At 46.7% G+C, this 18,745-nt stretch carries 15 protein-coding genes; 7 read left to right on the forward strand and 8 right to left on the reverse strand.

What is annotated here, in order from left to right; all coding sequences use genetic code 11:
- Positions 1-265: 265 nt before the first annotated feature.
- The gene (locus ACSAZK_RS00185) at positions 266-2,836 is read right to left on the reverse strand and encodes a PAS domain S-box protein (RefSeq protein WP_440955434.1); all 2,571 of its coding nucleotides are present in this window, start codon (positions 2,834-2,836) and stop codon (positions 266-268) included.
- Between the two features lie 349 nt (positions 2,837-3,185).
- Between ACSAZK_RS00185 and ACSAZK_RS00190 the strand changes: the two genes are divergently transcribed.
- A complete protein-coding gene (locus ACSAZK_RS00190; protein ID WP_440955435.1) occupies positions 3,186-3,371 on the forward strand; it encodes a hypothetical protein in 186 nt (61 codons plus the stop codon).
- Between the two features lie 95 nt (positions 3,372-3,466).
- Here the strand turns inward: ACSAZK_RS00190 and ACSAZK_RS00195 are convergent, their stop codons facing one another.
- A complete protein-coding gene (locus tag ACSAZK_RS00195; protein ID WP_440955436.1) occupies positions 3,467-3,676 on the reverse strand; it encodes a hypothetical protein in 210 nt (69 codons plus the stop codon).
- Positions 3,677-4,015: 339 nt separating this feature from the next.
- Here ACSAZK_RS00195 and ACSAZK_RS00200 point away from each other — a divergent pair, with 339 nt between their 5' ends.
- Positions 4,016-4,192 (forward strand): hypothetical protein, encoded by a 177-nt coding sequence (locus tag ACSAZK_RS00200; protein WP_440955437.1) that lies wholly within the window; start codon positions 4,016-4,018, stop codon positions 4,190-4,192.
- 341 nt (positions 4,193-4,533) lie between these two features.
- On the opposite strand, the gene ACSAZK_RS00205 is transcribed toward ACSAZK_RS00200, so the two are convergent.
- The 3 genes from ACSAZK_RS00205 to ACSAZK_RS00215 all read right to left on the reverse strand — a co-directional run bounded on the left by ACSAZK_RS00205 (position 4,534) and on the right by ACSAZK_RS00215 (position 8,501).
- Positions 4,534-4,938: a response regulator gene (locus ACSAZK_RS00205; RefSeq protein WP_440955438.1), complete on the reverse strand. Its 405-nt coding sequence runs from the start codon at positions 4,936-4,938 to the stop codon at positions 4,534-4,536.
- Positions 4,939-4,949: 11 nt separating this feature from the next.
- Positions 4,950-7,481, reverse strand: a complete 2,532-nt coding sequence (locus tag ACSAZK_RS00210) for a histidine kinase dimerization/phosphoacceptor domain -containing protein (protein ID WP_440955439.1) — start codon at positions 7,479-7,481, stop codon at positions 4,950-4,952.
- Positions 7,482-7,715: 234 nt separating this feature from the next.
- Positions 7,716-8,501 carry a helix-turn-helix transcriptional regulator gene (locus ACSAZK_RS00215; protein WP_440955440.1) on the reverse strand — a complete coding sequence of 262 codons (786 nt, stop codon included), beginning with the start codon at positions 8,499-8,501 and terminating at the stop codon, positions 7,716-7,718.
- Between the two features lie 668 nt (positions 8,502-9,169).
- Between ACSAZK_RS00215 and mtbC the strand changes: the two genes are divergently transcribed.
- From mtbC to ACSAZK_RS00230, 3 genes are all read left to right on the forward strand, one after another.
- On the forward strand, positions 9,170-9,814 hold the full coding sequence (gene mtbC / locus ACSAZK_RS00220) for a dimethylamine corrinoid protein MtbC (protein WP_440955441.1): 645 nt from the start codon (positions 9,170-9,172) through the stop codon (positions 9,812-9,814).
- Between the two features lie 181 nt (positions 9,815-9,995).
- Positions 9,996-11,441, forward strand: coding sequence for an APC family permease (locus tag ACSAZK_RS00225; protein WP_440955442.1), 1,446 nt, complete (start codon positions 9,996-9,998; stop codon positions 11,439-11,441).
- Positions 11,442-12,005: 564 nt separating this feature from the next.
- Positions 12,006-12,305: a hypothetical protein gene (locus tag ACSAZK_RS00230; protein ID WP_440955443.1), complete on the forward strand. Its 300-nt coding sequence runs from the start codon at positions 12,006-12,008 to the stop codon at positions 12,303-12,305.
- 330 nt (positions 12,306-12,635) lie between these two features.
- Here the strand turns inward: ACSAZK_RS00230 and ACSAZK_RS00235 are convergent, their stop codons facing one another.
- Positions 12,636-12,938 (reverse strand): DUF2769 domain-containing protein, encoded by a 303-nt coding sequence (locus ACSAZK_RS00235; RefSeq protein WP_440955444.1) that lies wholly within the window; start codon positions 12,936-12,938, stop codon positions 12,636-12,638.
- Positions 12,939-13,225: 287 nt separating this feature from the next.
- Here ACSAZK_RS00235 and ACSAZK_RS00240 point away from each other — a divergent pair, with 287 nt between their 5' ends.
- A complete protein-coding gene (locus ACSAZK_RS00240; protein WP_440955445.1) occupies positions 13,226-14,101 on the forward strand; it encodes a PAS domain-containing protein in 876 nt (291 codons plus the stop codon).
- Positions 14,102-14,175: 74 nt separating this feature from the next.
- Here ACSAZK_RS00240 and ACSAZK_RS00245 read toward each other — a convergent pair whose 3' ends face one another.
- Both ACSAZK_RS00245 and ACSAZK_RS00250 read right to left on the reverse strand, forming a co-directional pair.
- The gene (locus ACSAZK_RS00245; protein ID WP_440955446.1) at positions 14,176-16,011 is read right to left on the reverse strand and encodes a cryptochrome/photolyase family protein; all 1,836 of its coding nucleotides are present in this window, start codon (positions 16,009-16,011) and stop codon (positions 14,176-14,178) included.
- A gap of 503 nt (positions 16,012-16,514) precedes the next feature.
- Complete coding sequence (locus ACSAZK_RS00250; protein WP_440955447.1) at positions 16,515-17,465, reverse strand: hypothetical protein; 951 nt, start codon at positions 17,463-17,465, stop codon at positions 16,515-16,517.
- Positions 17,466-17,839: 374 nt separating this feature from the next.
- On the opposite strand from ACSAZK_RS00250, the gene ACSAZK_RS00255 reads away from it, so the two are divergent.
- Complete coding sequence (locus ACSAZK_RS00255; RefSeq protein WP_440955448.1) at positions 17,840-18,661, forward strand: helix-turn-helix transcriptional regulator; 822 nt, start codon at positions 17,840-17,842, stop codon at positions 18,659-18,661.
- Positions 18,662-18,745 lie beyond the last annotated feature (84 nt).

The raw sequence follows: 18,745 nt of genomic DNA on the forward strand, positions 1-18,745 counted from the left end.
CGTTTCGCCTATCCTTGCCTTTCCGATTCATATGTAATTTAGTCATCAGTTCCGTATCATCCGTTTTTTAGCCAGTCTGAAAGAATTAGGCTTACTATAGAAATAATTTGTGTGATGAACTTCTCCGGCCGCAAAACAGATGGTTTTTTTCCAAAAGAATGCCGGGTGAAAATCCAGGTCCTCAAAAATCTAAGCTTTCAGGTGAAGGTTTCAGGGAGGGGCAGTTTTCCCCTATCATCACAGGGCCCTGTTCGGTCCCGGGCGTCTACCCGATGTCCTTGAACGTGATTTTAAAAGTGGAACCGGCACCGTTTTCAAGTTCGATGCTCCCTTCGATCTGGTCAACGAGAGCATTTACAAGTTGCAAGCCCAGGGAATCGTTTTCTTTAAGGTCGGTCCCTTCCGGAAGGCCTACCCCGTTATCCGAATAAATAAGGGTATAAAGCTGCTCTTTTTCGGAATCCCTGCCGTCCTTTTCAGGAACCGAAACCCCGCACTCCCCCTCTTTTCCCGGAGCCGGCTCGCATTTGAGAGAAATCAGGATTTCTCCTTCCCTCTTCTCAGGGAAGGCATATTTCAGGGAATTGGAGAAAAGTTCATTGAGGACTATACCCAGGGGAATAGCCGTGTCTATCCCGAGGTAAATATTTTCCATGTCCATGTGAAGTTGAATTTTCTTGTCTCCCACACTGTATGACCTGAGAAGTTCCGTGCTTAATTTCCGGAGGTAATCCACAAAATCGATGCTTTCCATATCTCCAGATTTATAAAGTTCCTCGTGGATAAGGGACATGGAGATAACGCGGTTTTCACTTTCTTGAAAGGCCTTGACGACCTTTTCGTCTTTGAACTTATCTGCCTGAAGGTTGAGCAGGGAGGAAACCACCTGGAGGTTGTTTTTTATCCGGTGGTGGGTTTCCTTCATGCGGATTTTCTCTGCTGTTGCGAGAGCTTCCTCTGCAGCTTTCCTCTCGGTAATATCGTAAATAGAACCCTGAATGAACATGATTTCCCCGGAGGGACCGCAAATATTATGGACAATGTCGTGGACCCACCTTATCTCCCCGTCCTTTCGCCGGATCCGGTATTCATGTTCAAGGATGCATTCAAGGTCGGATTTAATTTTTTCCCTGTTTTCAAGGATCATCTGCCGGTCTTCCGGGTCAACGGATTCGAGCAATCTCATTCCGCCTGAAAGAAAATCTTCTTCCCTGTACCCGCTGATTTCTTCCACGGCTCCATGTACGAAGATGGGATCGAAATTCATATCAAGTTTAAAGGCTATCCCCTTGAAGTTCTGTAAAAATGACCGGTAGCGCTCTTCACTTTCTTTCAGTTTTTCCGAGGCGATTTTTATCCCGGTAACGTCTTTCATTACACCGAGAGCTCTGCAGACCTTTCCGTCCTCATCCCTCTGGTAGACCCCTTTGTTTTCCACGAAAAAGTAGCTCCCATCCTTTCGCCGGAACCTGAACTCTTCATGGAACTTTTTCCCGCTTTTCCAGCATTTCCTTAGTTCTTTCTGCACTCTTCTGCGGTCTTCAGGGTGAATATGTTCCAGCAAGTCATAGTAATCGAAATTCTGGATTTCTTTGTAGCTGTAGCCCGTAAGCTCCTGAACCGCTCCCGCCCATTCGACATTGCTGTTCCTGAGATCCAGGTCATAGATCAGCTGTCCTGTCTGTTCCGCAATAATCCGGTACCTTTCCTCGCTCTTTTGCAAGTGTTCTTCGGCCCGCTTACGTCCGGTGATGTCCAGCATCACTCCCACAAGCCCTTCTACTGTCCCGGAAAGGTCCTTGTAAGTGGCTTTATTGAGGAAAAAGTCCCGCTCCACCCAGTCACTGCACATTACTTTTGATTCATAAAACTGGACTCCCCCCTTCCGCAACAGCTGCCCGTCCATTTTTTTATAAACCGCTCCCAGTTCTATGGGGATTTTTTCTTTGAGTTCGTCTATCGAATGGCCGATAACTCTTTCCTTTGGGAGGTCCATAATCCTTCTGGCAAAAAGTTCGTTGCAACCCCTGTAGATACCTTCCTTGTCCTTGTAGAAAACAGGAGCCGGAATGGCATCAAGAAGGTTTTCCAGGAAATTTACTTTGTACCGGAGGGCTTCTTCCATTTCTTTCCGCTCAATGGTTTCCGAAATCAAAACCGAAACGGAATTAAGGAAGTATGTGTCCTCCTTTGTGAAATTCCTTTTTTCCTTGCTGTGAACCGATATTAACCCGAAAGGCTTTTCCCTGCTCCCGATCAGGACACTCATCCCGCTGGCCTTTAAGCCTGCTTTCTTTTTAAGCATAGTCCCGACCTCCTCTTTCCAGCTAACTCCGGCACCAAGGCGGAAGCTCCCATAGGGCAAAAGTTTCAGGATTTTGCAGTATTCGACCTCAAGGGTGGAGGCAACCAGGGATGTGGTTTCTTTTATCATGTCTTCCAGATCCGGGACCTTGAGAGCCAGTTCCCCCAGTCTGGAAAGAGCTTCATGCTGCCGGTCTCGCATTCGCAGTTTTTCTTCCGTCTGCTTCAGAGAAGTGATGTCTGACCCGTAGATAACTGCATACTCGCCCCCTTCCGGGGAGGTGAACGTGATTGAATATACTTTTTTTCCTGCTCGTAATTCCATTTTTTTCGGTTTCTTCTGGAATACCACATTTTGGACAATTTTTCCGATATCGGAAGGAAGTTTCTCTCCGGCACGGAGATTCCAGAATTCGAGTAAAGTTTCACCTGTCCGGTTTGCATAGAGAACCGTTCCGTCGTTTCCGGTCCTGAGAATAAGGTTAGGGCTGTTTGCAAGAAATTCTTCCATCCAGTTCTCTTCTTTTTCCACATTTTTTTTATCCGCAAAGTCTATACCAGACCCTCCCCTGTTTTGTATTTATTTATATCTAGTTTAATTATTTATTATTTGTTAACGGCGAATACTTTTCATCCCCGGAACTGTAGAACTCTCATCCAAAAATTACACCCCTATGTATGTGAAAATACGAATATATAACTATAGTATCATTTTAAAAGTTATGATTCCGTGAATTATATATAAAAAACCGGTATCATGGGGAATATAGTCTGAGAACTCCGGCGAGTAGCCGCCCGGAAAAATCCCCGGGACTTTCCTGCGAATTTCAGGAAAGGGTTCCGCATAAAGCTGTAAACGTTTTAAGGAAAAGGTGTCTGTCATGGAAGATTTTAACCAGCTCAAAAGGAAACTCGACGACATGGAAAATTCCGAACTTGCCGAGTACGTCATGAAAAAATACCCTGAAAACCAGGAACTCTGGTACGGGTCCAAAAAGATTATAGTCAGGAAAGTCCTGAATTTCGAAAGAAACCTGATGAATGAAAAGGAAGCCACTGGCCAGTAAGCTACTCTCCGCAAGCTTTCCTTATTTTTTGTTTTTTAGCTTCCTGTTTTTTGGTCTTTTCTTTAATTTCTTGCTTTAACAGCATTTCTAATAGGTCAGAGCGTTCCTAATACTACTTCTAACGCAGCTTCAACTATAGTCAAGGACTCAAATTCCTTCCCCAATCTCAAGTTGAAGTTAACCACAGAAAGCACGGAAAACACGGAATAAAGGAAATAGGGGCACAATCCTTCCGTGCTTTCCGTGTATTCCGTGTATTCCGTGTATTCCGTGTATTCCGTGGTTCTTTTGATGTCCTTTTCCACGTTTCAGTTTCCGGAATACCAGGTATCTACTTTCATGTCTGACGAAAACTGCACTGACGAAAACTGCATTTTAATCCCATTATAATTTTTAAAGCTATGAAAAAATCTCCTGTCGCAGGCAAAGTCTCCGGGTCCTTTCCAGACCCCGTCACTCTTGGTGAATCCACAGAGTTTGGGCTTTATATCAGCAGGGGTATATACTAATTTGTCAGGGAACAGTGAAACCCGTTGGCCATTCTCCGGTCAGCGTCGGTTTTAACCTTGAAATGATCAGAGGTTCAAGAAAGTAAATAATCGGGAATAAAATATATGTGAGCAGATCTGCCCCCTCCTGACGTAGTGGGAAAAGAAAACGGAGGGCATATAGCGGAAATCTGGACATACGGGATAAGAACCTCAATGCCGGGATATGAGTTGGGACTCATCAATGAAGAAGCCGGCAGTATAAGCACAAATGGATATGAGTTGATGAGCCGGGAACTCATCAGCAGAAAAACAGCAGCTAAACGTAAATAGGATATGAGTTGGGAACTCACCAACAAAAAAACGGCAATAGTAAAACGGCAATAGTAAAAAATGGGATATGAGTTGGGAACTCACCAATAAAATACGAAAGTCCGAAAAATCTGCTGGGATTTAATTAAACTGACACATGAAAGTTTAAAGCCCTTCAAAAGGGAAGGCCCCATACGAGAGGAAAACCTATTATCAAAAAAGGGGAGGCGTATCCGATTCAAGCAACCCCTTTAAAAAGAAAAACCAGCGTGTAAAAAGTATCCCGCAGATTTTACCCATCTATTTTTTGATTCAGGGCTTAATATCACCCGTTTGAAAATTACTATACTCTTTCCGGTAAATCAGGATTTTTTTTCCTGCTTCTTTTTTTCCACCGCGTGCCTTTGAAGCGCCATTTCGATACTGCTGTGCAGGTCTTTTTCTTCAAAAGGTTTGACGATATAGCCGAAAGGTCCCGTTTGCTTTGCCCGCTCAAGAAGCTTGCTGTCGGAATATGCGGAGAGGTAGACCACGGGGAGGTCGAAACGTTTTATGATTTCCCGGGCGGCTTCGATCCCGTCAATGTTTCCTTTCAACATGATATCCATAAGCACAAGGTCCGGAAAGGTACTTTCGGCTTTGCTGATAGCATCTTCTCCTGAAGAGGCTATTCCCATGACCTGGTACCCCAGGCTCTTAAGCATTTTTTTAATGCCCATGGCGACTATATGCTCGTCTTCGACGACAAGAATCCTTCCTTCGGTCATTGTAAACTCCTTCATAATTTTGTCCTGTACTTCAACTCCTTGAACCAGATGAAGAATTCGGTTCCTCCTTTACTCGTGTCAAGCCTGATTTCACCTTCGATCTGGTCAACAAGGGAAACCACCAGCTGAAGACCCAGGGAATCCGTGTCCCTGAAATCGAGGTCTTCCGGGAAACCCACACCGCTGTCTCTGACATCAAGTAAAAAGTACTCTTCAGGATTTTCAGCCGTACGGTTTTCATCCCTTTTCAGGCTGATGTTGATCTCTCCGCTGTCTTTTTCCGCAAAAGCGTGTTTCAGGGAATTTGAGACCAGCTCGTTGATGATGATTCCCAGAGGGACTGCCGTATCCATCCCGAGGAAGATCCTGTCCACGTCAAGTTTCAGACTGATATTTCCGTTTCGAATGGAATAAGACTGGAAGAGGTAATTGGTAAGGTTCCGGATGTAGTCTGCAAAGTCCACGCTTACCATGTCCTCGGACTGGTAAAGCTTTTCGTGGACCAGGGCCATGGACTTGACCCGGTGCTGGCTGTCCTTAAAAGCCCCGATTACTTTCTCGTCCTCGAAGTTCCCGGATTCCAGATAAAGCAGGGTTGAAATTACCTGAAGGTTGTTCTTAATCCGGTGATGGATTTCTTTTTTCCGGACTTCTTCAATCAGGAGCAGGGCATCCTCAGCCTTCTTATGCTCTGTGATATCCAGGATGACACCCTGCAGGTGAACCCCGCCCTTCAGGTCCCTCTGAACAAAGGTCCTCTCATCAACCCAGCGCAATTCCCCGGATTTAGTGAAGATCCGGTATTCCAGGGAATAAGCGTCCGAACCTGACTCCACGTTCCTTTCCAGTTCGGATTTTACCATCTTGAGGTCATCCGGGTGGATTATATCCCCGTAAAGGACGCGCTGAGAAGTGAAATCCTCAACCTCATACCCAAACCGGGTGACGTTTTTAGAAACGAACTCTGCGGGCCACTTATCTTCGTATTTCCAGAGGAAAGCAACCACAGGGCTGTTATTGACAACCCTTTCCATATCTTCTTTCAGCTTGTTGGACTGCTCAAGCTCCATTGCGTAAGCCAGCAGGGCTTTTTCAGCTTCCCTGCGCTCGGCCGTGGCCCTGCCCAGGGAACGGCGGGCTTCTTCTATCCCGTCGGTCAGGAGCTTGAAGTCTCCCTGCCCATGGACCCTGACCGGATGTTTGAAATCGTTATCCTGGAAGGCGGTGAGGACCGCATTCGAGTCATCGATTATTGTGTTGAGGGTCTCGGAGAACTTGTCAAGGGTATCCCCGAGTTCCCTGAACTCGCCCTCGACATCCAGGTTGACCCTTTCTTTCAGTTCCCCTTCCGCAAGGGCATTGGTCACCCTCATGGTTTCCCGGATAGGGACGATTACCGCGTCAAGGATCTTATTCAGGCCCCGCGGGATTTCCCGGAAGTCAACTTCCACATCGGTATCTGCCCTGCTGTTGAGTTTTCCTTTTACCGCATCATCAGCGATGCAGCTGAACCCTTCAACAATTTCATCAATCGGCCTTGTAATGGACCGGGCGATCATCCAGGCAAGGGCGGCCATGAAGAGGATCGAGACAGCCGAGATTATGAGCAGCCTGTTCCTGAGGGCTGTCACCCCGGCCAGCATTTCCTCTTTAGGGATGACCAGGACGAATGCGGAGTTTCCCGTTTCCACGGGCTCGTAGAACATTACAACGGTTTTCCCGGTTGTAGGGTCCGTGGTCTCCAGATGCCCTCCCACCCCGTTTTTAATGTCCTTGCTGGCTTTCTCCAGGTCCCCTCCCCCAAAGTCATGGAGGCCTTTTTCCCCTATCCAGTCCTTATGGGTAGGGTGGGAAAGAAATGTCCCTGTGTTGCTCACCATAAAAGCATAGCCCGTATCAAAGGTCCTTACCTCGCTGACTACCTCGTCCACGTATTCCAGGGACACGTCCACTCCCCCTATCCCGACGAACTCTCCGTCTTTAAAGATCGGGGAGACATAACTCATCATGAACACGCCTTCGTAGTAATAGGGCTCTGTAAGCAAATCTCCTTTCGTTTCCTTCGGAAGCTGGTAATAGTCCGAGTGCTCGTAGTGGAGCAGCGGGTCCAGGACAATCGGCCCGCTCATTTTGTTCCAGTAAGGAACGAACCTGCCCGTGGAATCATGGCCTGAACCATTTACGAACTCAGCGTCCTTCCCGTCAAAGGCATTTGGTTCATAAGCTACGTATGTTCCCAGAAGGTCGGGGTTTTCAATAAGCAGGTTTTTCAGGATACCCAGGACTTCTTCCCTATCCGAAGCCTCATAGCTGTCCATGGTGTTGGAAATCGTCTTTGCTATGGCAAAGTTGGCTTTCATGTCCGCATCGAACTTGTTCGCATAATTGGCGGACATTTCTACCGACTGCTGGTATGCCAGCTTTTCTTCCTGGGAGGTAACCGTGGAGATGATAACCCCCATGGAAGCTGCCAGAACCAGCAAGACCCCGATTACGATGTAAAGGATCAGTTTGGTTTTTAGTGGGACATCCTTGAATCTCATGATGGGTTCAATCCTGTGTTTTTCGGCCTGCTGTGAAGGAGTAAGGGGAAGGACGAATAAAGGGGAAGGTTAAAGGGATGGAATAAAGGGATGGAATAATGGAATAAAGGAAGATGAAGGTAATAACTCTCGAGTAAAACCCGAATTTGGACTTCTCCTTTTACTGGATTAGCAGGGACCACTTAGGGATGATTCTTCTTTATTTTCCATTTCTTCTTGAAAACACCCGCATTCTCAGGCATCTGATACTTTCCGGGTTTCTTTCCGGTAATGCATGAACAGTTCCCTGCCCCATTCCAGGGCACTTGCATCAAAGCTCATGATTTTACTGTGGTCATATTTCCCCTGCTTATCGAAGAGGCAGAGGTACATGAAGCGGTCCGTGATGGCAAGGGTTGGCAGTCCCGGCTTTTCGCTGCAGACTTCCAGCTGTGTATTTCCCGCATTAATGATGGTCTCAAAATCTCCCTTGCACTCGTTTTTCATCCGGTCAAGCACAGGTTCGGTAACCACTATTGACATTTCAACCCCGCTTTCCGCAAGTTCCGAGTACAGGGAAGGGTAGAGTGGGTGGTAATAGGAAACCAGGGTAAGGATTTTCCCGGCTTTTTTCAGGTTTTCCGTAAACTCCCTGGGAAGATCGAACATGTGGTTAAGGTCGGGTTCGATAAGCATGCATTCCCCAAGTTCCCCGAGCCTCAGGAAAAGATTTTCAGGAAGGATGCTAAGGTCCCTGCTAGCCCAGTATTCCCGGTTATCCTCAATAACCTCCAGCGTATTAAGAAGGGGGAGCATGTTCCCGACAATAAGCCTGCCGATTTCAGAAAGCTCGTAGGAATCCTCTTCCTGGACGACCAGTTCATCTTTCAGCAGGATTTTTACCTGGGGAGTCATGGCTTTGGAGGTCACGTTCAGGGACGTTTTGATCTGTCCCATATCCCTTGGACCCTCCATCAACAGAAGGAGCAGGTTTTTCCTTTTCTCGGAAAGCCAGAGTGTATCACATAACGAAGAGCTCATTTCGATCAGATTTTATACTTACTATTTATAAAAATATTGTGCATTTTATGAGATTCCGGTCCCGGACTCCAATAAAGCAACAATAAGCAGAGGGATAAAGGTACGAGGAAGTGAAACTTCTCCACATCCTGTATACTATACTGAATACCCTGTGTACCATATCCAATATACTGTACTTTGAACAGATCTTTCTATATTGTACCCCGAAAAGGTCTACTCTAATTATTCAAGCATTTCCATATATACTAATCTCCCGCGTATGGCCAACCTCTTGCGCCATGCCAATCCTTTGCGCCGTGCTAATCCTTTGCGCTATACCAGCCCCCTGTGTATATGCGCATAATTAACGTCGTTATCCCCCTGAAGGGATCTGGCACATCTGCCTTCCTGAACCTCTTTATCCCTGCAAATGCCTTCTGACCTTCCCGGGTACCGGGATAGCGCCCAATTCCCGGCATTCTGGTAAAAACATGAGGGGCTAGGCTAAATATTTTTGAAAACAAAAAGAAAATCAATCAGGGTTATTCAGATTTCCAGATTATCCCTGTACTTCAGAAAGCCTGACTGTTTCATGACACACAACAGAGGTTGAAAATGGCAGATGAAAAAGGATCAGCCCTGTCCCTATCAGGAGCAAAACGGTTTTCCTATGAATGGAGGTTTTAAAAATGGCAAACAAAGAAGAATTAATTCAGGAACTTTCGGATGCGATTATTTCCTGTAAGAAGGACGCAGTACTCGCTGCCGTAGAAAAGGCAAAAGAAGTAATGGAACCTGCAGAAATCATCGATAAAGGACTTGCAGGCGGCATGAATGAGGTAGGAGTCCTTTTCGAAAGAGGGAAACTTTTCCTGCCCCATGTGATGATGGCTGCCGATGCAATGACCGCAGGGGTTGCAGTCCTTGAAGCCGACATGCCGGAAGGCAGTGAAAGCAAAAAGCTCGGGGTCATTGTAAACGGGACTGTAGAAGGAGACGTACACGACATCGGAAAGTCCATTGTTTCTACCATGCTCCAGTCCGCAGGTTTTGAAGTCCATGACATCGGAAGGGATATCCCTCTTATGAACTTCGTTGAAAAGGCAAAGGAGGTCAAAGCAAACATGATCGGCCTGTCTGCCCTGATGACCACAACCCTTCCGGGGCAAAAGGAAGTCATCGAACTCCTGAAAGAGGAAGGCATGAGGGAGAACGTCAAGGTGATGGTCGGTGGGGCTCCCGCTACCCAGGCCTGGGCTGAGAAAATCGGCGCGGACTGCTATGCCGAAAACGCCAGTGAAGCAGTTACCAAAGCAAAGGAGCTTCTCCTTTAATCCAGATCCCGGAGGATAAAGATAACTTCTTTTCGGGAGTCCTTTTCCCTGGAAAGAACCCTGGCCTCTTTCCGGACAGGACATCCTGTTTTCTCCTCTAAAATTACGGAACCTGTTTATTGCTGTCAAGAGCGGAGCTAATCTTCGTCCAATCCAAAAAAGTGTGGAGTGTGTGCAGAATATGACTGAAGAAAGCAGCGAAGCCGGAGGGCTTCAAAGAACAATTGACTGGAAGCAAGGGCTTGCAATTGCTCTTGGGGTCCCTGTGCTGATCCTGCCATCCATCGGCTATTTCGCAAGTTATGTCTGGGCTTTTGCGATTATTATATGGGCTCTTTCCGTGTTCCAGGGTTTCATGCAAAACTTTGCTTACGGAGAACTTGCTACCATGTTCCCGAAAGCCTCAGGACTGCCCGGATATGCCCAGAGCGTATTCAAGACAAAGGATAAGAACGCAAAGTATGACAAAAGCAAGCTCCTTGGAGGTTTCAGTGCCTGGAGTTACTGGTTTGCCTGGAACCCGGTGCTGGCGATCTTTGCAATCCTGATCGGGAGCTACCTCAAAGGCCTTGTCCCTGCCTTTGCCGGGGTGCCTGACCTGGCGCTCTACATAGCATCCGGGGCAGTTGTATTCCTCTTCCTTATTGTTGTTAATTATCGCGGGCTTTCCGGCGGAGCAACGCTCGGGTATATCCTTGCCGTACTTGCCCTTGCCCCTCTTATCGTTATTACCCTTGCCCCCTTTGTAACCGGGCACTTTGAAATGAGTAATATCACAGGCGCCTGGCTGCCTCCCGAATGGTCCTGGGACCTTGAGCACATCCTGATCCTGCTCGGGCTCTTCGCAATGGCCCAATGGAGTGCCTGTGCCTGGGAAACCGCAGCAATCTACGGGCCCGAGTATAAGAAACCGAAGTCCGATGTCCCAAAAGCCCTCTTCATCTGCGGTGGGATCTGTCTTGTGACCTTCATCCTGGTCCAGGCAGCATGTACGGGGACCCTTGGAATTGAAGGCATCCTGGCCGAGCCCTTCTCCCCGATGCTCCCGGTTGCCCAGATGACCCTCGGACCCATAGGAGGTGCCATTGCCATCCTCATGCTGATTGCAGCAATGATCCTGATCATCCAGACTGCCTTCCTTGGAGCCTCAAGGGCAATGTACTCCCTGTCCGATGAAGGAAACCTGCCGAAGTTCTTTGGTAAAATGAACCCTCAAGGGACCCCGGTCAACGCCATGATCGTGATTGCCATCTTCAATCTGGGTCTTATTACCCTGGGAACCCCTGCTGCCATCCTGGCGGCGTCTTCCATCGGATACGTCTTTGCAAACGGGATCAGTCTTTTTGCCTATGTGAAGGCCAAATTGAATCCGGAATTCTCAAGCCTTGAAAGGCCTTTCAAGGCTCCGAAAGGCTGGCAGTACATTGCCATCATCTTCGGGATCTTCAACCTGCCGCTCTGCCTGATCGGTGTGATCTTCCTGAACAGCCTTGAAGTGGGATGGACTTCAACCATCGTCGGGTTCGTGGTGCTGGCCCTCTATGTGCCGCTCTGGTTCTACTCCCAGAACGAGAATGCAAAGCATGCGGTGAAGGAAACAGCAGTCCCGAGCGAATCCGTACTGTAAACAGGGAAAAATAATATATGGAAAAATGCCCGAAGATTCCTGCAGTTGTAAGCACAGCCGCAATCTCCGGGCTTTTGTTTTTTATTTTTTTCGTTTTTATTCTTCAGAGTATATTTTTAGCCCCAGCAGTTTCTCTTTTTAACCCCATCCGAGAGAAAGGAAGTTAGCCACATCCCTGGGAGTCTGATTCAAAGCTCTTAAATTTTTCAATATGATTGAAAAATCTCAGGACATGTGCAAAGCTCATCTTTCAGGGCCGATATCCAGGGACTCCATGGCAGGGCTGCGCATCTGACCTTTGTAAATGCCACAGATACTTTCAAATTCCGGACTTCATGGAAAAGACTCCACGAGCTAGGTTAAATATTTTTGTTAACATATAATTGGATAATCCGGAACATTCTGTTTCAGTCCTGCCCCATCAAGGATCTGGACCGGTTCCTGACTTATATAAGTAAAAAATGGCGAACAAAACGGAATAAAAGGAAGCTTTCGTGTGTGGTTGTTTCCTTTTACACCCGACTAAGGGTTTGTCAGGAAACCGGATCGGTGTCACGAAGTTTGATGGAGGTTGAAAAATGGCAAACAAAAACGAAATCATTCGGGAACCTTCGTGCCCGAATATCCCCTGAAGCAGAAGGAGAAATTGTTTCTCTTCCGGAAGGAAAAGAAGCCACCAAAATCTGCCGAAACCATATAAACGAGGATAGCAACCTGTATGAGAGAGGCTGGAAACATGCAGAGAGGGGCAAACGTTTCCTATCTCATAATGGTAGCTGCCATCCCAATGACAGCATGGGTAAAGACCCCCTGAACCTTCAGGTTCAGGGGGACATGCCGTCCGTTTTAGAATATTCATTATAACTTTTTTCAACCCGGGTTTCGGTCATTTCGGTGACTTTTATAGTTATTCAAGAAACTTTTTTAGTTACTCACATGACTTTTATAGTTACTCGAAAAACTTTTTTAGTTACTCACATGACTTTTATAGTTATTAGAAAAACTTTTTTAGTTACTCACATGACTTTTATAGTTATTCAAGAAACTTTTTTAGTTACTCACATGACTTTTATAGTTATTCAAGAAACTTTTTTGGATATCCATGAGATCTTTATGGTTATTCGTGGAACTTTTATGGATTTGAATCCAGAACCCTGGGAAAAAGAGCGAAAAGTAAGGGTGATCCACAGCTGCTCATTCCCCCATGCAGAAATACTGCCCTTCAAAGCGGAACTTCCTGTAAAGCTCACAGTCCCGGCACAGGCAATCGTCCTTCTTTTCAGGGAGCATGTCATCTGTTAGCCTGCTTTTTCCCCTTGCACAGAACATATTTCCGCTTCCCGGGTACGAAGGGCAGCTGCCGCAGATGCAGGCTTTTGAGTTGTGGTAGGAAAAACAAACTCCGAAATACTTGCCATAGTTTTCAGGTTCTTTTATGGGGTCATTTACAAGGACCCGGTTTTTCCTTTCATTTCCTTTTTTCCCTTCACTTTCCATTTCCACTCTTTCTTCTATTTCTCTTCCCTTCTAATCTTCCCTTCTAATCTTCCCTTCTACTCTTCCTTTTCTCCTTTAATTCCCCTTTGAGCATCACCGGACTCTTTTTTCCGATTCGATTTCTACCCCCGAAACTTTCATTCTCCGGGCTCCGTGCATAAGGACAGCAATTTATAAGATATCAAAACATATCTTATATTCAGAATATATTATATTTACCTGGGAGTTTCACGGGCAAATTGCCCGGAACTACCAAAAAAGGGTTCTTGAGAGTGAGAGGAGTTACAATGGGATTCAATCATTTAGCTGAAAGTGATGAAGAGGCTCTGGATGAGGCACTGGATAGGCAAAAAGTCCTGGAAACCGTGATCAACAACAGCCCTGTGATGGTTTTCCTGTGGACCGCGGAAGAAAACTGGCCTGCGGAATATGTCTCTGAAAACGTCAGCCTGCTGGGGTACAGCGCAGAAGATTTCCTTACCGGCAGGATCGTATATGGCAACATCGTGCATTCCGAGGATCTGGAGAAGGTCCGATCGGGGCTCAACAGGTGCTGTGCACTGGGAAAAGATATTTTTGTCCAGCGCTACAGGGTGCTCACCGGTAAGGGAAAAGTGCGCTGGGTAGAAGAAAAAACCTTTATACAGCGTGATGACCTGGGGGAAGTAACCCACTTTCAGGGAATAGTCCGGGACATTACCGAAGAAATTGAAAAAGAAAGGGCCCTGAGGGATGCCCTGGAAAGCCAGAAAGCCCTCATGGAAAAACAAAAAGCCTTGCTAGACCGGGAAAAAGCCCTGGAGACCGTGATTAACAACAGCCCCATGGTTGTATTCCTGTGGAAAGCCGATAAGTACTGGCCAACGCTCTATGTGTCCGAAAACATCCGGCAGTTTGGGTATTCTCCCGAAGACTTCATCTCCGGCAGGGTCCTCTACGGAAAGATCGTCCACCCTGATGACCTGCTCCAGGTGGAACTCGAACTTGACGAGAACTGCAAGGAAGGCGGAAAAATGTTCAACCGTGAATACCGTATCCTTACGAAGTCCGGGGAAGTGCGCTGGGTGGAAGAAACGACCTTTATCCAGAGGGACGAAGAGGGAGCTGCAACCCATTTCCAGGGAATTATCGAAGACGTCACGGAAAAATACGAAAAGGCCTGAAAAAAATCATGGGGTGCCGAAATTCCGGAGGAGCCTGAAAGCACCTGGCAGGCACCTGACTTTTAAAACGGATTTTAACTTATTTTATCTAGGAACCGTGCAGCTACCTGCAGGAGTTTTTTTCTCTTTTCCCCTGACATTTTATCCCAGGTCCCGACCAGCACGGCTGTCCTGTAGTTTTTAAGGAAAAACTCCCGGTTTTTATCGATAAAGCTCCAGAAAAGGGCGTCCCAGACCTCGCACCACTCCCCTTTTTCATAATCCCCCATCTTAAGGAGGTAGTTTGAGCCCGAGATGTAAGGTTTCGTGGCAAAGCTCCCACCGTCCGCAAACTGGCTCATGCCGTAGACGTTCGGGACCATCACCCAGTCCGCGGAGTCCACGAAGAGTTCCATGAACCAGCGGTAGACTTCGGCAGGGTGGATTTCACAGAGCAGCATGAAGTTCCCGAGCACCATCAGCCGCTGGATATGGTGGGCATACCCGTATTCCAGGACCTGCCGGATTGTCCGGTCAACAGGTTCGATCCCCAGATCCCCCCGGTACCAGCGCCCGTCCAGTTTCCTTTCGTGCCCGAAGAAGTTTCCCTCAATCTCCGAGCAGCGGTGCATCCCCCGCATGAACTCCCTCCAGCCAATCACCTGGCGCACAAAACCTTCCAGGCTTGAAAACGGAAAATATTCTTTCTCACTTTCTTTTAGTTTTTCTTCTTCTTTCCCAACCTTTCTGACTTTTCCTTCCTCGCCCCCTTTCTCTTCCTCTCTTTCTTTCCCTCTATCTTCTTCTTCTTCTTCTTCTTCTTCTTTCCCAACCTTTCTGAATATTTCATCTGCTGCTGTGCTCCTTTCGTAAGTTTCGATAGCCTTTTCAACCACCTCTCCGGGGGTCAGGAGCCCGAAGTTAAGCAGGGGTGAAAGTACGGAATGAAAAAGGAAAGGTTCCCCTTCTGCAAGGGCGTCCTCATAAGGCCCAAAATACCTGAAACGCTCCTTGAGAAAGGTGTCCAGCCAGGCAAGGGCTGCTTTTCTTGTCGTGGGCAGGTAAAAATTCTCAGTCCTCCCGGGGTGGTCCGGAAAGAGGGTGTCTACAAGGGCTATTACTTCTTCCGTATTCCCGGTTCGAGGGGCAGCCTGAAGTTTCGGGACTTCCAGTCTCCGGGGAAGAGGTTTTCGATTTTCCCGGTCAAGGTTCCATTTGCCACCAACAGGAAGCCCGTCTTCTGTCAGCAGGACACCAAGGCGTTTTCTCTGCCAGATGTAAAAGTCGTTAAAGCGGAGCTTTTTCCTCTCCCCTTTATAAGCCCTGAAAGTCTCCACAGGGGTTAGGAAACCGGGAGAGTCCACCATTTCAAGCTCAACCCCGTTCCGGGCACAGAAATTAAGGATGCTTTCCCTGAAAAAAGAGTCCTCGAGCGTATAGGTAACGATCTTTCCAATCCCGTACTTTTCCAGGACATCTTTCAGTTTTGTCTCGTAAGTCAGGTTTTTGGCTTTTTGCAGGGAACCGACTACGGCATGAGCCAGTTTGCGTTTGCCCGGGTTTGCTGAGGGGATAAAGTTTTCCGAAGTGACCGGGTTTTCCGACTCTTTGAAGTTTTCACCGGACCCGGGTTCTTTTATTCCGGGAAGCGGATAGTACAGCACATCATATTTTTCGGCCAGCCAGTCGCGGTATGAACGCATTGCCGAAAGTACGAAAACCAGTTTATGTTTGTGAAAAGCGTAGCGTGTGCAGAGTCCCGGGTCTTCGGCCATGAAAAAAAGGGTTTTTTCATCGGGTTTCAACCGTTCGGTGGATGGGAAAAGGCAGTTTCCGGGAACCAGGGCAAGCCTGTCGTAGCTGTGTACCCCTTTTCCCTGTCCCGCAAAAGTTTCTTCCCCATTCATCTCCTCGCATCTTTCAAAAGCCATACCTTTCCCCAAACCCATATACCTGCAAAACCATCTCTCCAAACCCATGTATCGGTTTCTGAACCCTTACTGCTTGTTTAATTCCAGGTCCCGGAGTTCGTGTTATCCTGGAAGGTGTGCATTCAGTGTGAAATAATAGTAATTGTTGATACTGTTAATAAGGTTTGGCACTTCCTTAACAATTAACTATTTATGCGTGAGAATATACATGAGTAACTTACAGATATAATTTTAATTGTGTCTGTCTTTGCTCCATATTTCCCTTTGGGGGGAGGAGTAGGTATGAGTATGGAAATCCCATACTCCAAATAACTGACGAAAGTGTAAACCGGAAACAGGAATTGCTGGGGAACTGAATGGAAAACCGGCATGATCTAATCCGGAAATAGCTGCAAACCCGGGGTTTTGTGGGGTACGGTTCCGAATCCTGTATTCTAAAACCGTATCCTGCAGAACCTGTATTTGGGAATAATAGAGTTTATAGGGCGAGGTTCCGGAAGTGTTCAGGGCCCGGAAAGACTGCTCTTTTTATGTCCTCCTGAATGGAGGACCCAGTAGTAGCATTTTCCCTGCCTGGTTTTAGGGGTGATTTTTCCTTTTATTTTTATGGGGCCTCTGGTCTTTATGTTTCCCGCGGAGTCCCTGGGGACCTCAAACTCCATGTTGCTTATACCGCAGCCCGGGGGGACGTAGTACATCAGGGTAATGTCCCCTTTGCCAATAAATTCCGAGACATCTCCCAGAACAAATTCGAATTCGCTTCCATTTTCGGATTTTGTTTTTATCCTTTTTACCGTGAGCTGGTATCCCTTTTCAACGGCTGATTTTTTCATGAAATCCGATTGAAAGTCATAGATGACCCTGTGCTCCAGGTCCACGGGGGTAAAATCAAAATCGTGCCTGCAAACTTTTTCCTGCCAGGAGAGGCTTTCCTGCATGGCATCAATCAGGAGCTGGCCGTGCAGCAGTTCATGGTAGAGCAGGCCTTCGTTTTCTATTTTCCCGAAATCGTCTCTTTCTTTTTCCCTCAGTTCCTCAGGGTTGAGCATGAGGTAGTTTGTAAATTTCAGCGTTTTAACTCCCTTCTTTATCCCAATCTCACAGCTGTTCCACGAATAAGCCCCAAGGCTTCCCTCTTCCAATTTCCCTGACTGGCTCTCATCCCAGCTGATTAACAGGGTCCTTATAAGGATCCTGACTTTTTCCACCTGACTTTCCTGAAAAACAGTGCAGTTGATTTCTTTCCTGAAAGGTTCCGTTGAGAGACTTTTAACTACATCGTGTATGGAATGGGGAAGCATTTCTTTTTCCGAGGCTTTTATCAGGCGCTCGGCAATCGCAAGGAAAAGTTCCTTCTCTTCTTCGGTGGGTCTCTGCGGATTTTCAATTTCCCCTGAGACCAGAGAAACGGGTAAACGAGTGGAAACTAAGGCAGACCCTCCCCAAATATGCACAATATTTATTCTGTATAATATATAACATATGGTCTAAATATATGCATTTTGAAATAGAGTTCCTGAATAAAGATTTTCCGGGAGGAAAAACTGCGCAAAGCTACTCGAAAATCATAAACACACAACATATATAATAGGAAAATAAATATATTAAGAATTAATCTGTATAATATTATATATGCTCAACTATTAATTGTTATGCACTTAGTTAATATGAATCGGTTAATGTGCATTTTTTACTGTGCGCCGGTTAATGTGCATTAGTAAGCAACACGCATTTAACCATCAACACCCGATTAATGAATAAAAACTGTCACGCACTACAAACGCCGCCCACAAAAATATCCCGTAACCCTTTCCCACGGTGCATGCTTATGGTAAACCCACTGGTCGATCTGCTCTTCCTTTCCGAGAAACGAAAGAATATACTCCTTCTTTTAATGGAAGGCCCAAAAAACATCGAAACGATAAGGGAAATCCTCAAAGCCAATGCCACTTCGGTCCAGCCCCAGCTAAAAAAGCTCAAGGAACAGCACCTGGTTACCCAGGAAGAAGACCTCTACGTACTTACCGATATCGGAAGGATCGTTGTGGAAAAAATGAAACCTTTGCTGGACACCCTTGACCTGCTGGAAGAAAACGTAGACTACTGGGCTAACAGGGATATGGCAACAATTCCTCAGGAGCTCCTGCGCAGGATCAATGAACTTGGGCAATGCACCACGACTGAGCCCGATATTGACCGCATGTTTGAGTTGATCCCCCTATTAGTAGAAAACATGAAAAAGGCTAAAAGGTTAAGAGCGCTGCTTTCTTACTTCCATCCCCTCTTTCCTTCTCATTACCTTGACCTGGCTCGGAAAGGAATCAGAGTATCCCTTCTTATTCCCGAACCGATCTTGAGAAGGTGGGTTGAAGATTACAGGGTGGAAACGGAAGAATTACTTAGCCTTGAAAATGCCGAACTTTTTACCTTTAAGGAAAATGCTAAGGTCCCCTCACTCATGGTAGCAGACAATTTCATGGCAATAGCTCTCTTCCCCAAATCAGCGGTTTTTGACCGGAAATACTTGATGAGTTTCGAGCCCGCTGCCCGCGTATGGGGAGATGAATATATTGATCACTTTCAGAAACTGGCAACCCGAATAGAAAAGCTCGAAAATTCTGAAGAACCGCCAGAGCAGGAAGCTGTCTGAGCCAGAACCAATCTAACAGAGAACCAATCTAACAGAGAACCAATCTAACAGAGAACCAATCTAACAGAGAACCAATCTAACAGG

The organism is Methanosarcina sediminis (assembly GCF_052056915.1).
GTDB lineage: Archaea > Halobacteriota > Methanosarcinia > Methanosarcinales > Methanosarcinaceae > MTP4.